Source organism: Sphingomonas sp. Leaf407 (assembly GCF_001425385.1).
Taxonomy (GTDB): domain Bacteria; phylum Pseudomonadota; class Alphaproteobacteria; order Sphingomonadales; family Sphingomonadaceae; genus Sphingomonas.
In genome coordinates this window covers 661,228-675,039 of record NZ_LMQO01000001.1, presented here as the reverse complement: position 1 = coordinate 675,039, position 13,812 = coordinate 661,228, and the positions used below count along the sequence as shown (strand labels likewise).

The following is a 13,812-nucleotide window of genomic DNA, read 5'->3' as shown; positions in this document are numbered from 1 at the left end:
GACGGATGCGTGATATGTCCAAACGCGCGGCCGAAATGGCCGCCACCTTCATGATCGGCGACGGCCTGCTCGGCCTGCTCCAGCCGGAGCGCCACGTCGACCTGTGGCGCAGTGAGGCCGGCGGGGCCGAACTGCTCGTCCGCCCGTTCGTAAACCGGCCGGGGCGACGGCGGGTTTATGCGATGGTCCAGATCGCTGCCGGGCTGGCGTTGGCCGCCCGGCAGCGCCGATAGCCGATCAGGGGATGACGGTGGTGAAAAGATAGGCGGCAAAGATCGTCAGATGGACGATTCCTGCCAGCACCGTCGTCCGCCCATTGCCCAGCGTCAGCGTCGACACCAGCATCGACAGCGCGAACAGCACCATCGACTTCGCGTCGATCCCCAGCGACAGCGGCCAGCCCATTACCAGCGAGACGACCGCGACGCTCGGAATCGTCAACCCGATCGTGGCCAGCGCCGAGCCCATGGCAAGATTGAGGCTCGTCTGGAGCCGGTCCTTGCGCGCGGCCTTGACCGCTGCCAGGCTTTCGGGCGCCAGCACCAGCCCGGCGATCAGGATGCCGACCACCGTCAGCGGCAGCCCGGCGCCCAGCACCGCCGCCTCGATCGTCGGCGACAGGTCCTTGGCGAGCAACACCACGCCAACCAACGCGACCAGCAACACGCCGAACGCGATCCACGCCGTCTTCACGCTCGGTGGTTCGGCATGGGCATCCTTGGGCAGCGCGCCATCGGCCGCCGGCAGGAAATAATCGCGGTGCCGCACTGTCTGGACCATCACGAAGGTCGCATAGAGGATCAAAGATACGATCGCCACGAACGTAAGCTGCGACGACGAGAGCGTCGGTCCCGGCACGGTCGAGGTATAGTTCGGCAGCACCAGCGACAGGACCGCCATCGCCGCCAGGACCGACAGCGCGGCACTCACCCCCCGCAACACGAACCGTTGTTCGTGATGGCGGATGCCGCCGACCAGCAGACAGATGCCGACGATGAAGTTTAGGATAATCATGATCGCCGCGAACACCGTGTCGCGCGCCAGTGTGGCAACGTCGCCCGACCCGGAGAGCATCAGCGAGACGATCAGCGACACCTCGATCACCGTCACCGCGACCGCCAGCACCAGCGTGCCGAACGGCTCGCCGACCTTGTGCGCGACGACCTCGGCATGATGGACGGCGGCGATCACGCAACCGAACATGATGATCGCCGCGACGAGCACGCCGATCCCGCTGGTCTTCGCCAGATTGAGCAGGATGGCGACTGGCCCCAGCGCCGGGATAATCAGCGACCACAACGGCAACGCCGCACGGTCGCGCAGCGCCCGTTTGGTGGCGGGAGTTACCACCACTTCTTCCCGTTCCGCCGCCAACGCTGCTTCCCGATCGGTCGCCCCTGCCATCATGCCCCCTTTGAATCGTTACGGTAAAGCAATGCACAGCAGTGCGCGATGTATCCGTCCCGGCCGGATTTTATACGATCGCGTCGATCCAGTCGGGTAGTTCGGCCAGATCGGCGAGTCGTCGAAAACGGGGATGATCGTCCGGCGCGGCCGCCGTCTCATGATCCCATGCCAGTGGTTGCGGCACGAATGCCGCCCATGCCCCTGCCGAGAGTGCCGGCAACACATCGGAGCGCATCGAATCGCCGGCCATGACCGCGTGGTCGGGAGCGACGCCGTAGCGCGCGAACAACCGGGTGAACGTCGCCTCGGTCTTGTTGCTGACGATCTCGATCCCGGCGAACCGGTCGCCCAGTCCCGACGCTGCCAGTTTCGCTTCCTGATGGAGCAAATCGCCCTTCGTCACCAGCACCAGCCGGCCACGCTGTGCCAACCGGTCGAGCGTCACCTCAATATCATGCAGCAGTTCGACCGGATGCGCGAGCAGGCGCCGACCGGCGGCGAGCAGATCGGCGACGACCGATCCGGGTAAATCCGGCCCGCCCAGTTGAATCGCGGTTTCGATCATCGACAGGGTGAATCCCTTGGCACCATAGCCATAGAGTTTCAGGTTCCGCGCTTCGCAGGCATCCAGCGTTTCGCGCGCCACCCGCGCCGCCGCGAACGGTTCGAGCATCGCGGTAAAGGCATCATGCGCCTCCTCGAAATGCCGCATATTGTACCACAGCGTGTCGTCGGCATCGAGGCAGATAAGATCGATCGGCATGACCGGTGGAATAGCGCGAGGGCGTTGATAGGAAAAGCCATCCGCTTGCCCGGCCTTCGCCGGAAGGACGGGTATACCGCTACGAGAAACGGGTGCCGGTCGCCCGACACCCGCCATTCATTCGGGAAATGTCGTGATTACGCCGCGTCGCCGGCCTTCTTCTTTTCGGCATAGACGCGGACCGGTTCCTTGCGGCCGTCGATCACGTCCTTGTCGACCACGACCTCGTCCACGCCGTCCATCGACGGCAGGTCGAACATCGTATCGAGCAGGATGCCCTCGAGAATCGAGCGAAGCCCGCGTGCGCCGGTCTTACGTTCGATCGCCTTCTTCGAGACGGCGACCAGCGCCTCTTCGTTGAAGCCGAGCTTCACGCCCTCCATGTCGAACAGCTTCTGATACTGTTTGACGAGCGCGTTCTTCGGCTCGGTCAGGATCTTGATGAGCGCGGTGACGTCGAGATCCTCGAGCGTCGCGATCACTGGCAGACGACCGACGAATTCGGGGATCAGGCCGAACTTGAGCAGATCCTCCGGCTCGGTCTGGCGTAACACTTCGCCGGTGCGACGCTCTTCGGGCGCCGCGACATAGGCACCGAAGCCGATCGACTTGCCCTGCAACCGGTCGGCGATGATCTTCTCGAGGCCCGAGAACGCCCCGCCGCAGATAAACAGGATGTTAGTCGTGTCGACCTGCAGGAATTCCTGCTGCGGATGCTTGCGCCCGCCCTGCGGCGGCACCGACGCGGTGGTACCCTCCATCAGCTTGAGCAGCGCCTGCTGCACGCCTTCGCCCGACACGTCGCGGGTGATCGACGGATTCTCCGCCTTGCGGCTGATCTTGTCGATCTCGTCGATATAGACGATCCCGCGCTGCGCCCGCTCGACGTTATAGTCCGACGCCTGAAGCAGCTTGAGGATGATGTTCTCGACATCCTCGCCGACATAGCCCGCCTCGGTCAGCGTCGTCGCATCGGCCATGGTGAACGGCACGTCGAGAATGCGCGCCAGCGTCTGCGCCAGCAGCGTCTTGCCGCAACCGGTCGGGCCGACCAGCAGGATGTTCGACTTCGCCAGTTCGACGTCGGCACCCTTCTGGCCATGGTTCAACCGCTTGTAATGGTTGTGGACCGCGACCGACAGCACGCGCTTCGCCTGCTTCTGCCCGATGACATAGTCGTCGAGCACGTTGCAGATTTCCTGCGGCGCCGGCACGCCGCCGTCCTTCTTGGCGACGAGTGCCGACTTCGTTTCCTCACGGATGATGTCGTTGCACAGTTCGACGCATTCGTCGCAGATGAACACGGTCGGTCCCGCGATCAGCTTGCGCACCTCGTGCTGCGACTTGCCGCAGAACGAGCAGTAGAGGGTGCTTTTGGAGTCGCCACCGCTCAGTTTCGTCATACCATATTCCCAGACGCCCCATGGGCTGAATCCCGTCCCGACCCACATACACGCGATCGAGCCTTTGTACGCAATATGTCGACACCCCGCGCCCGAAACAAGTCGCCAACAGCGGAATGTGACGGCAACCCCACCCCGCTTGTCCCGCCATTCCCGGCCCGGTACGGATTTCGATGGCCCCGAAGTACGACATGAGGAGCGTCCGTGATCGCCGCCTACCTGATTTTATGTCATACCGATCCCGCGCAACTCGCCCGGCTGGTTGCGGCACTGCCGGCCACGTCGCCCGTGTTCGTCCATGTCGACGCGCGGACGCCGAAGGCGACGTACGACGCAATGGTCGCTTCGATCGGAGAGCGGCCCCGGACCAGCTTCGTCCGCCGCCGGCGCTGCTTCTGGAGCGGAATCGGTATCGTCCGTGCGACGATGGAACTGATCTACGCGGCGGAAAGGTCGGACATTCGGTTCGATCGCGCGACACTGTTGTCGGGCGCCGACTATCCCATCAAATCCGCAGCGGAGATCGCCGCGATTCTCGATGCGAACCCGACGGCGGAGTTCATCGAGGCGTTTGCGATGAAAGCCCCCAACCGTTGGAGTGAGCAGGAAGGAGTCTACCGCGCGCCCGGTCGGGTGGAACGCTTCCATTTCCGGTTTCGCTCGCGCGCCATCGCGATACCCGGATGGCGTCGCAAGCTTCCCTACAACCATGTCGCCCATGGCGGCGGGCAATGGTGGACGCTGACGCATGCCGCGCTCCGGCATATCGCCGACACGGGACGCAGCAAACCATGGCTCCTCCGCTTCTATGCCAACACCATGTTGCCGGACGAGAGATTCATCCAGACCATCCTCGCCAACTCGCCGTTTGAGGCTGCGATCGTGAACGACGACCTGCGGCTAACGATCTGGAACCGTCCAGAGCCGCAGTATCCCGCGTTGCTCGGCCCGATAGATTTCGACGTCATCGCCAGGAGCCCGGCGCTGTTCGCGCGGAAGCTCAGCCTTGCGCGGTTCCCGGCGCTGTACGATCGTATCGATGCCGAGCTATTGCATTCCGATAGAATATCGCCGGAAACCCGCGTCTGAACGCTGTTGCGATGCCGTGAGGTCCTCGCCACCCGTCGCTTGACCGGCTTCCCGTTGCCGCGATAGGCAAATAGCCAAACCGGGGGGAAATATGCAGGACGCCACGCCGATCGCCTGGTGGCAGACGCAACGCGCGACGGTGTTGCTGGCGGTCGCAGCGGCGGTTCCGCTCTGCTGGACGACGATACCGTGGTTGACCGATGTCCCGGCGCATGTCGCCCGGTTTCACATCCAGCAGACGATCGGACAGTCGCCCGAACTGGCCGGGCATTTCGACTTCACGTGGCGGCTCATTCCCAATCTGGGCGTGGACCTGCTCGTCGTTCCGCTTGGCAAGTTGTTCGGGTTGTTGCCGGCGGTGACGATCGTAACCGCGCTGATCCCGGCGCTTACCGTTCTCGGCATCTTCGCGGTCGTACGCGCGGTTCATGGCCGGGTCACGACGATCAGCCTGTTCGCGCTGCCGCTTGCGCATTCCTATCCGTTCCAGTTCGGCTTTCTGAATTCCTGCCTGTCGGTGGCGCTGGCGTTGCTGGTATTCGCGCTGTGGCTACGGTCCGGCCAGGGGCAGCGCATACTTGTTGCCGCCGTCGCCGCGCCGCTGCTCATCGTTACCCATGCGATCGGATGGGGCGTGCTCGGCGTGCTGATCGGTGGCGCGACGATCGCCACGCTATGGCAGGAACGCGCACGTCCTGCGGCATGGGTGCGGCAAGGCGGGGGCACCGTCCTGCCGCTGCTCTGGCCGCTGGCGATCCTGATCGCGTGGCGCGGCGACAGCCACAATGCCATCGGACTGTGGTTTGACTGGAGGAACGATCTGATCTGGCTGGCCGGTATGCTGCGGGACCGGTGGATCGCGCTGGATGGAACCGCGACCATAGCGGTCCTTGCAGCCGCGACCCTGCCGGTCTGGCGATCGCGCCGCTTTGCCTATGTGCCGGTCATCGTCGTGCCGGCGGTAATATTGGCTATACTGTCGCTCGCGATGCCGAACGAACTGCTCGGGTCAATGTTCGCCGCGACCCGGCTGATTCCCGTCGCGATCATGCTGGCGATCCTCGCCGTACGCGAAATGCGCCCGCTTCCCCGCTGGATCGGCTGGATCGCGCTGGCGCTGTTCGCTGCGCGGCTGATTTCCGTCACCACGTCGCAACTGGCGGCCGAACATACCGCGCAGACACAGATCGCCGCGCTCGATCGCCTGCCGCGCGGCGCCCGGGTCATGGCGCTCGTGCGCGAACATTGCGAGCAGCGTTGGCAGTTGCCACGGCTCTGGCATCTGCCGAGCGTCGCCACGATCCGCCGGGACGCGCTGGTGAACGATCTGTTCGCGGCTCCGGGCCAGTTGCTCTCGGTTCGCGACCGGACCGGGTCGAACTGGTGGACCCTGCAAGGGCAGGCCGTGCCGCGCCAGGGGTGCCGGCGCGGACAATGGCCGGTGTTCGACGATTTGCTGACGCGGGTGCCGTGGCGCGACATCGACTATCTCTGGATCCTGAACAGCGAGCGCGACCGGATACGGCGGGATCATCCGGTGACATTGGTCTGGAACAATGGCCGTACCCAACTCTACCGGGTCGATCATCGCGGTGACGCATCCGCGGTTCGGCAGAGGTGATCCCGCCCCGCCCCCGCCATCAATATGCGGCATTGGACGCGCTCCGGGGTGTCGCTGCGTTCGCGGTCCTGCTCTACCATGCCCAGCCGTGGTTCGGGTCGAGATGGTGGTTCGCGCACGGCTATGTCGCTGTCGACTTCTTCTTCGTCCTGAGCGGGTTCGTGATCGCCCATGCCTATGGCGATCGACTGGCCGGGTCCGGCACGCTGCCGGCGTTCGTGCGGGATCGGGCGATCCGCCTGTACCCGATGATCGTCGCCGGTGCCGGCATCGGCATCGTCGCCTATGTCGTCCGCCTCAGGACCAATGGCCTGCCGATCGGAACGGGCGAGGTTGCCGCCATGGCCGCCGCGATCGTGCCATGGCCCGCGACATGGGTGGCCGGGGACCCGTGGCCAGTCAATCCGCCGATCTGGTCGATCTTCTGGGAACTGGTGGTCAACCTGATCTTCGCACGGACGGTACGATGGTGGACGATACGGAACCTCATAATCTTCGCCGGGGTAGCGTTCGCGGTGCTGGCGATCCTGGGTTGGCAGCTCGGCGGGTTCGGACCGATGGGGCCGGCCCGCGAAAGCTGGGCACTGGGCGGCTTGCGAACATCGGCGGGGTTTGCGGCCGGTGTCCTGTCGCTCCACGCGCATCGTGCCGGCTGGTTAACCCGTGGCGGCCGGCGACCGTGGATCATCGCGACGCTGGCATTGTCGATCACGATCTTGCCGCAGCCCTGGCTCGATCCGCGCTGGTATGATCTCGTACTGACCGCTGGGGTCTTTCCGCTGCTGGTGCTGGCGGCGGCCGGGAGCAGGATGAACATGCCGAGGATGACGCGCTTCGGCGCGGAACTTTCCTATCCGCTCTATGCCATGCATGCGCCGCTGCTGTTGCTGTTCGGCGGCGCGTGGGCGCGGGCCGGCCTCAAAGGATCGGCGTGGACGCCGATCGGCGGGCTGTTCGTGGTAGGCGGCTGTATCGCCGCCGCCTGGGCAGTCTATCGCTGGTGGGACGTTCCGGTCCGCGCCCGCCTGAAGGCACGCTACCGATAGCAGGGCCGGCGCTATGCCGGCCCTGCTCGATCTTAGGCCGACGTCGCGTCTTCCGACACGCCCGGGCGTTTGTCGAACACCTGATCGACCAGACCGAATACCTTGGCCTCATCGGCTTCGAGGAAGGTGTCACGGTCCATCGCCCGTTCGATCTCCTCCAGCGGCTTGCCGGTGTACTTCGCGTAGAGGTCGTTCATCCGGCGACGGATGCGCAGGATTTCCTTCGCCTGGATCTCGATGTCCGATGCCATGCCCTGCGCGCCGCCCGACGGCTGGTGGACCATGATGCGCGCGTTGGTCAGCGCGACGCGCATGCCTGGCTCACCCGACGCCAGCAGGAAGCTGCCCATCGACGCGGCCTGACCGATGCAGACGGTGCCAACGCGGGGACGGATGTACTGCATGGTATCGTGGATCGCCATGCCCGCCGTGACGACGCCGCCCGGCGAGTTGATGTACATCCAGATGTCCTTCTTCGGATTTTCCGATTCGAGGAACAGCAACTGCGCGGTGATGAGCGAGGCCATATGATCCTCGACGCCGCCGGTGACAAAGATGATGCGCTCGCGCAGCAGGCGCGAATAAATGTCGAAGCTGCGCTCGCCGCGGCTCGACTGTTCGATGACCATGGGGACGAGGCCGTCGTGAATATCCTGCATTGGGTTCCCGCTCAGTAGGTTTCGGTGCCCTACATCGGCGCTGCGCGAAGGCTGCGCAAGGGGCGAAGCGTGGCGCCGGCCGCCGTCGCATCGACTGGCCGCCCCATATGTTCGTCGAGCGCTGTTCCGCGATCGATTCCCGTAACAATCCGTCGAGCGCTGGATCGTCGCCCGTCCAGCAGACGATACGCTAACGCTATCTCGTCCAGACCGTCGCCGCCTTTCCGGCGGTCCCGCCCCTATACCCTGCCGGGCGCTGGATAGGCCAGATAGGCAAGGCGGCGTACCTCACGGCGACCGCGCACCACCGTGTCGAGAATCAGCCCGCTGAACAGGCATAGCGAGGCGAGGATCACGAGCCCGGTCGCAAGAATCGCGGTCGGGAACCGCGGCACCAGCCCGGTGTTCGCATAGGTAATCACCAGCGGGATCGCGAGGATCAGCGCGGTCAGCGCCAGCACCAGCCCGATCGCACCGAAGAACCACAGCGGTCGCTCGATCCGGTACAGCGTCGCGATCGTCCGCGCGATACGGAAGCCATCCCCATAGGTCGACAGTTTTGACGCCGACCCTTCCGGCCGCGCGAAATAGCGCGTCGTGACTTCCGCGACCGGCATGCGCAGTTCAAGCGCGTGGACGCTGATCTCGGTTTCGATCTCGAACCCGGCGGACAGCGAGGGAAAGCTCTTCACGAACCGGCGCGAAAAGACGCGGTAGCCCGACAGAATATCGGTAAAACTCCGTCCGAACAGCCGCGCCAGCATGCCCGTCAGCATCGCATTGCCGAACCGGTGCCCACGCCGATAGGCGAGCACCGCCTCGCTCACCCGCTGTCCGACCACCATGTCCAACTGCTCGTCGAACAATCGCGCGACCAGCGCGGGCGCGGCCTCGGCGTCATAGGTCGCATCGCCATCGGCCATGACATAGACGTCGGCATCGATGTCGGCGAACATCCGCCGCACCACCGCGCCCTTGCCCTGGATACGTTCGCTGCGGACCACCGCGCCGGCCGCCCGCGCGACCTCGATCGTGCGGTCGGTCGAGTTGTTGTCGTACACATAGACCGTCGCATCGGGCAACGCGGCACGAAACCCCGCCACCGTGGCGGCGATCGCCGCCTCCTCATTGTAACAGGGCAGCAGGACAGCGATGCGGGAGGAATGCTCGGTCACGCGCATCCGCTATTCGGATTCGGCATGGCGGAAAAGCGGAAAGCGTTCCGCGCCGCCCCACAACGAAGGGGCGGCACCGATCGCAAGATCGATACCGCCCCTTCGTCGTCGCAACCGATCGAACGGATTAGCCTTCGGCAGTCTCGTCCGAAGCGGCCTCGACCTTCTTCTTGGCGCGCGGCTTCTTCGGCGCGGCCTCGGCAGCGTCCGCTACCTCGCCCTCTGCCGGCGCATCGCCTTCGGCGGCCTTCTTCGCCGGAGCCTTGCGCGTCGCGGCCTTCTTCTCGGGCGCTTCGGCCTCGGCCGGGGCGTCGGCAGCCGCCGGCTCCACGTCCTTGTCGCTCATCGGAGTCGCATGGTCCTGTGCGTGGTCGTGCCCATGATCATGATCGTGGTTGCAGTCGGGGCCATGAACGTGCGGCACCGCACCTTCCTCGCTCTCGATCTCGGCTTCGAGTTCCTCGCGCGTCACTTCGCGATCGGTGATCTCGGCCTTGCCGAACAGGAAGTCGACGACCTTGTCCTCGTACAGCGGCGCGCGAAGCTGGGCTGCCGCCATCGGCTCCTGCTGGACATACTGCATGAAGCGCTGGCGATCTTCCGGGCCATACTGCTGCGCGGCCTGCATGATGAGGCGCTGCATTTCCTGCTGCGTCACTTCGATGCCGTTGGCCTGACCGATCTCCGACAGGAGCAGGCCGAGGCGGACGCGGCGGACCGCGATCTGGCGATAGTCGTCACGCTCGGCTTCCAGCTCGGCGCGTGCCGCTTCGGGGTCCGATTCGTGGCCGGCTTCATGCTGGAGCTGCGCCCAGATCTGCTCGAATTCGGCTTCGACCATCGACGGCGGCACGTCGAAATCATGCCCGGCGGCGAGCTGATCGAGCAGCTTGCGCTTCATATGGGTGCGGGTCAGGCCGTTCAGTTCCTGCTCGACCTGACCCTTGATGAGCCCACGAAGCTGTTCGAGGCTTTCGAGGCCGAGCGACTTGGCGAACTCGTCGTCCGGGCCGCCTTCGGCCGGGACCTTCACGCCGGTGATCTTCAGGTCGAAGGTCGCGGCCTTGCCCTTCAGATTCTCGGCCTGATAATCGTCGGGGAAGGTGACGTTGATCGTCTTCTCGTCGCCCTGCTTCACGCCGACCAACTGGTCCTCGAAACCGGGGATCAGGCGACCCGAGCCGATCTCGACCGACATGCCCTCACCGGTGCCGCCGTCGAATGCAACATCGTCGACCTTCCCGACGAAGTCCATCACGACCAGATCGCCGGTGGCGGCTTCATGCCCCTCGGGTGCGTCGTCGTGACGCTTGTTGCTGGCGGCGAGCTGCTCGACCTGTGCATCGACCACCGACTCGTCGGCGGGAACGGTCAGCCGTTCGAGCTTCAGCCCGTCGATCGCCGGGGCCGGCACGTCGGGCAGCACTTCGAGCGACACCGTGACCGCTGCGTCCTGACCACGGGCATAATCGCCTTCCAGCGACACCTGCGGCGCGGTCGCCGGACGCAGCTTCTGCTCTGCGAGCAGCGACTGGATGCCGTCCTGGATCGAGCTGTTCAGCGCGTCCTGCGACAGCGCGTCGCCGTGCATCTTGCGGATCAGGTTCGCGGGAACCTTGCCGGGGCGGAAACCGGGCATCTTCACCGTCGGCGCAACGCGCTTCACCTCGACATCGACCTTCGCGTCGATCTCGGCGGCGGTGATGGTCAGCGTGTAGGCGCGCTTGAGGCCCTCGTTCAACGTCTCGACAGTCTGCATTCTCGAAGCTTTCGTCAAAGGAATCGATTCGGGGCGGCTCCAGCCTCGACCGGGCGGCGGCGTCACTGGTGCGGGCGAAGGGAGTCGAACCCCCACATCTTTCGATACTGGAACCTAAATCCAGCGCGTCTACCAGTTCCGCCACGCCCGCCGAGCGGACGCCGCCGGCACGGGCGCGTCTATAGCAGCCATGCACGCCGGGGCAAGTCGCCACGCTTCGCAGATCGTAACGATAGCCGCAACCCTGCCCTCGCCGTCGCGTTGAGCCATGCGAAGGAGACTGATGCCATGCCCGTCGAGCCCCCGATCCCCGCCGAGACGCCCGCCCCCGATCCCGGCGTCGCGCCGATCACGCCGCCGCCCGAATATCCGGTGCCGCAGACCGAACCGGGCCAACCCGTCGCACCGCCGCCCGAAATCGACGTGCCCGGTCCCGACATCGACGTGCCAAGCCCGATGCCCGGTGGCGATCCCGGCGTAACGCCGGTCCCCGGCCAACCCGTGATGGAGCATTGAAATGAGTGACCGCGACCGCAGCCCGCACCCCGACAGCGCGCCGCAGGACGACACCGACCGTCGCAGCGACATCGAAAAAGCGGTCGACACCGCCAATGGCGATATCGAACGTGGCGACACGACGGTCGGCCAGACCTCGCCTACCGAACCCACCGTGTCACCCGACACCGCCGGCGGATCGGGCGGTGTTGTCCGCAATCAGGACGCCGACGCGCAGTAAGCGTCAGCCAGTCGTGACCCGCCGTGCCGTCAGGACCTTGACCGGCGCGGCGGGCATTTCCCCCTTGAACACGCCGCTGGTGGATTTGGCGGGATCGACCGGTGTGTCGAGAATCTTCAACAGCACGTCACGCCCGCCGACGATCCTTGCGAACGCGGCATAGCCCTGCCCGTCCGCCGGGACGCCCGGCGCGGCATCCAGCGCGCGACGCTGATCGCCGACCGAGATGGTGAACTCGCCACGCGCCGTGCCAAGGCCCAGTCGCGCGATCGAGAGCGTACCGTCGGTGTGCGACAGGCCCGTCTGCGTGGTCGATTCGTGCTTGATCGGCGGCAGATATTTCTTCGCATCGGTATGTGGGCCGAACTGGACGAAACCGAACTCCGGCCCGACCTTGACGATCCGGTAGAAACTGACACCATCCAGTCGCTTTTGGTCGACGTAACGCAGGAAATTCGCCGCGCTGATCGGCGCGCGTTTCGTCTCCACCTCGACGGTCAGCGTACCTGCCGTCGTGACGATCGCGACACGCGGCAGCGGCGGCTCCGGCGTCTGCGCGAGACCGGGCACGCTCGCCACGACGACCAGTGCCGCCAGCACTATCCGCCGCGCGAGACGCATCAGCCGAGTGCCTTTTTCAGCAGGTCGTTGACGACGCCGGGGTTGGCCTTGCCGCCCATCGCCTTCATCGTCTGCCCGACGAAGAAGCCGAACAGCTTGTCCTTGCCCCCGCGATAATCGGCGACCTTGTCGGCGTTCTTCGCCATGACGTCGGCGATCACCGCCTCGATCGCGCCGGTGTCGCTGGTCTGCTTGAGCCCGCGCTCCTCGACGATGGCGTTCGCCCCCTGCCCGGTTTCAAGCATGATCTCGAACACCTGCTTGGACAGCGTGCCCGACAGCGTGCCATCGGCGACGAGCCGCAGCAGTTCGGCCCCCTGCGCGGGCGACACCGGGCTGTCGGCAACGCTTTTGCCAAGGCGGTTGAGCGCACCGAACAAGTCGGAAATCAACCAGTTGGCGGCCGACTTTGCCGACACGTCCGAACCACCTTCACCCAACAGCGCCTCGAACCAGCGAGCCGTTTCCACCTCGGCGGTCAGCACCGCCGCATTGTAGCGCGACAGCCCAAGATCATTCTCGTACCGCGCCCGCTTGGCATCGGGCAGTTCGGGCAGCGACGCACGGCATTCGTCCAGAAACGCATCGTCGAGTTCGAGCGGCAGCAGATCGGGATCAGGGAAATAGCGATAGTCGTGCGCGTCTTCCTTCGACCGCATCGACCGGGTCACGCCCTTGTCGGGATCGAACAGCCGCGTCTCCTGAACGATGCGGCCGCCATCCTCCAGCACGGCGACCTGCCGGTTGGCCTCATGTTCGATCGCCGCCATCACGAAGCGGACCGAATTGACGTTCTTCGTCTCGGTCCGTGTCCCCAGTTCCTCGCCCGGTCGCCGGACCGAGACGTTCACGTCGGCGCGCATCGATCCCTGGTCCATGTTGCCGTCGCACGACCCGACATAGCGCAGCACCGACCGCAGCTTCGACAGATAGGCCCCGGCCTCGGCGGGCGAGCGCATGTCGGGGCGGCTGACGATCTCCATCAACGCCACGCCCGACCGGTTGAGATCGACGTAGGAGCGCGTCGGATGCTGATCGTGCATCAGCTTGCCGGCGTCCTGCTCGACGTGAATGCGCTCGACGCCGATCGTCTTGACCGGGCTGTTCGGATCCTTCTCATCGAGGACGATCGTGACCGAGCCTTCCCCCACCAGCGGATGATAGAGCTGGCTGATCTGATAGCCCTGCGGCAGATCGGCATAGAAATAATTCTTGCGGTCGAACCGCGACCATTTGTTGATGACCGCGTCGATCGCCATGCCGGTGCGGACCGCCTGACGGATGCACTCGCGGTTCGGCGTCGGCAGCATGCCCGGCATCGCCGCATCGACCAGACTGACCTGCGTGTTCGGCTCGGCACCGAACGCGGTCGCCGCGCCGGAGAACAGCTTGGCGTTCGACGTGATCTGGGCATGGACCTCAAGGCCGATCACGACCTCCCAGTCGCCGGTCGCGCCACGGATGCGATAGGTGAATTCAGTCATATCATTCGGCCTCATTTGTGCCGTTTCTGCCGTGGCTTGCGTACTGGCT

14 protein-coding genes and 1 tRNA gene are annotated in these 13,812 nt (G+C 65.2%); 6 read left to right on the top strand and 9 right to left on the bottom strand.

The features are described 5' to 3' along the window. The first annotated feature begins 14 nt into the window (after positions 1-14). Positions 15-233 carry a hypothetical protein gene (locus ASG37_RS03175; protein ID WP_235525108.1) on the top strand — a complete coding sequence of 73 codons (219 nt, stop codon included), beginning with the start codon at positions 15-17 and terminating at the stop codon, positions 231-233. A 4-nt stretch (positions 234-237) separates the two neighbouring features. Here ASG37_RS03175 and ASG37_RS03170 read toward each other — a convergent pair whose 3' ends face one another. The 3 genes from ASG37_RS03170 to clpX all read right to left on the bottom strand — a co-directional run bounded on the left by ASG37_RS03170 (position 238) and on the right by clpX (position 3,573). After that, on the bottom strand, positions 238-1,404 hold the full coding sequence (locus ASG37_RS03170; RefSeq protein ID WP_082448013.1) for a calcium:proton antiporter: 1,167 nt from the start codon (positions 1,402-1,404) through the stop codon (positions 238-240). Positions 1,405-1,474: 70 nt separating this feature from the next. Further along, a complete protein-coding gene (locus tag ASG37_RS03165; RefSeq protein WP_055755975.1) occupies positions 1,475-2,170 on the bottom strand; it encodes an HAD family hydrolase in 696 nt (231 codons plus the stop codon). 137 nt (positions 2,171-2,307) lie between these two features. Beyond that, positions 2,308-3,573, bottom strand: coding sequence for an ATP-dependent Clp protease ATP-binding subunit ClpX (gene clpX / locus ASG37_RS03160; protein WP_055755972.1), 1,266 nt, complete (start codon positions 3,571-3,573; stop codon positions 2,308-2,310). A gap of 204 nt (positions 3,574-3,777) precedes the next feature. Here clpX and ASG37_RS03155 point away from each other — a divergent pair, with 204 nt between their 5' ends. From ASG37_RS03155 to ASG37_RS03145, 3 genes are all read left to right on the top strand, one after another. Beyond that, a complete protein-coding gene (locus ASG37_RS03155) occupies positions 3,778-4,662 on the top strand; it encodes a beta-1,6-N-acetylglucosaminyltransferase (RefSeq protein ID WP_055755970.1) in 885 nt (294 codons plus the stop codon). 91 nt (positions 4,663-4,753) lie between these two features. Beyond that, positions 4,754-6,283, top strand: a complete 1,530-nt coding sequence (locus ASG37_RS03150; protein ID WP_055755969.1) for a hypothetical protein — start codon at positions 4,754-4,756, stop codon at positions 6,281-6,283. Beyond that, entirely contained in the window at positions 6,280-7,329 is a 1,050-nt protein-coding gene (locus ASG37_RS03145; RefSeq protein ID WP_055755967.1) for an acyltransferase family protein, read from the top strand. The genes ASG37_RS03150 and ASG37_RS03145 overlap by 4 nt, the downstream gene beginning before the upstream one ends. 32 nt (positions 7,330-7,361) lie before the next feature. Here ASG37_RS03145 and ASG37_RS03140 read toward each other — a convergent pair whose 3' ends face one another. From ASG37_RS03140 to ASG37_RS03125, 4 genes are all read right to left on the bottom strand, one after another. Beyond that, complete coding sequence (locus tag ASG37_RS03140) at positions 7,362-7,988, bottom strand: ATP-dependent Clp protease proteolytic subunit (RefSeq protein WP_055755965.1); 627 nt, start codon at positions 7,986-7,988, stop codon at positions 7,362-7,364. A gap of 239 nt (positions 7,989-8,227) precedes the next feature. Then, complete coding sequence (locus ASG37_RS03135; protein WP_235525107.1) at positions 8,228-9,163, bottom strand: glycosyltransferase family 2 protein; 936 nt, start codon at positions 9,161-9,163, stop codon at positions 8,228-8,230. Between the two features lie 127 nt (positions 9,164-9,290). After that, on the bottom strand, positions 9,291-10,922 hold the full coding sequence (tig, locus tag ASG37_RS03130; RefSeq protein ID WP_055755961.1) for a trigger factor: 1,632 nt from the start codon (positions 10,920-10,922) through the stop codon (positions 9,291-9,293). A gap of 66 nt (positions 10,923-10,988) precedes the next feature. Then, positions 10,989-11,073 (bottom strand) — tRNA-Leu (locus ASG37_RS03125). A 137-nt stretch (positions 11,074-11,210) separates the two neighbouring features. Between ASG37_RS03125 and ASG37_RS03120 the strand changes: the two genes are divergently transcribed. Together ASG37_RS03120 and ASG37_RS03115 are read left to right on the top strand one after the other, a co-directional pair. After that, the gene (locus tag ASG37_RS03120; RefSeq protein ID WP_055755959.1) at positions 11,211-11,438 is read left to right on the top strand and encodes a hypothetical protein; all 228 of its coding nucleotides are present in this window, start codon (positions 11,211-11,213) and stop codon (positions 11,436-11,438) included. 1 nt (position 11,439) lies between these two features. Continuing rightward, positions 11,440-11,658 (top strand): hypothetical protein, encoded by a 219-nt coding sequence (locus ASG37_RS03115; RefSeq protein ID WP_055755957.1) that lies wholly within the window; start codon positions 11,440-11,442, stop codon positions 11,656-11,658. Positions 11,659-11,661: 3 nt separating this feature from the next. On the opposite strand, the gene ASG37_RS03110 is transcribed toward ASG37_RS03115, so the two are convergent. Together ASG37_RS03110 and gatB are read right to left on the bottom strand one after the other, a co-directional pair. Then, entirely contained in the window at positions 11,662-12,279 is a 618-nt protein-coding gene (locus tag ASG37_RS03110) for a peptidylprolyl isomerase (RefSeq protein ID WP_082447947.1), read from the bottom strand. After that, a complete protein-coding gene (gene gatB / locus ASG37_RS03105) occupies positions 12,279-13,763 on the bottom strand; it encodes an Asp-tRNA(Asn)/Glu-tRNA(Gln) amidotransferase subunit GatB (protein ID WP_055755954.1) in 1,485 nt (494 codons plus the stop codon). The genes ASG37_RS03110 and gatB overlap by 1 nt, the downstream gene beginning before the upstream one ends. Positions 13,764-13,812 lie beyond the last annotated feature (49 nt).

Coding starts and splice junctions, on each gene's coding strand:
- ASG37_RS03175 (WP_235525108.1), top strand. CDS start 15: ATGTCCAAACGCGCGGCCGAAATGGCCGCCACCTTCATGATCGGCGAC.
- ASG37_RS03170 (WP_082448013.1), bottom strand. CDS start 1,404: ATGGCAGGGGCGACCGATCGGGAAGCAGCGTTGGCGGCGGAACGGGAA.
- ASG37_RS03165 (WP_055755975.1), bottom strand. CDS start 2,170: ATGCCGATCGATCTTATCTGCCTCGATGCCGACGACACGCTGTGGTAC.
- clpX (WP_055755972.1), bottom strand. CDS start 3,573: ATGACGAAACTGAGCGGTGGCGACTCCAAAAGCACCCTCTACTGCTCG.
- ASG37_RS03150 (WP_055755969.1), top strand. CDS start 4,754: ATGCAGGACGCCACGCCGATCGCCTGGTGGCAGACGCAACGCGCGACG.
- ASG37_RS03140 (WP_055755965.1), bottom strand. CDS start 7,988: ATGCAGGATATTCACGACGGCCTCGTCCCCATGGTCATCGAACAGTCG.
- tig (WP_055755961.1), bottom strand. CDS start 10,922: ATGCAGACTGTCGAGACGTTGAACGAGGGCCTCAAGCGCGCCTACACG.
- ASG37_RS03120 (WP_055755959.1), top strand. CDS start 11,211: ATGCCCGTCGAGCCCCCGATCCCCGCCGAGACGCCCGCCCCCGATCCC.
- ASG37_RS03115 (WP_055755957.1), top strand. CDS start 11,440: ATGAGTGACCGCGACCGCAGCCCGCACCCCGACAGCGCGCCGCAGGAC.
- ASG37_RS03110 (WP_082447947.1), bottom strand. CDS start 12,279: ATGCGTCTCGCGCGGCGGATAGTGCTGGCGGCACTGGTCGTCGTGGCG.
- gatB (WP_055755954.1), bottom strand. CDS start 13,763: ATGACTGAATTCACCTATCGCATCCGTGGCGCGACCGGCGACTGGGAG.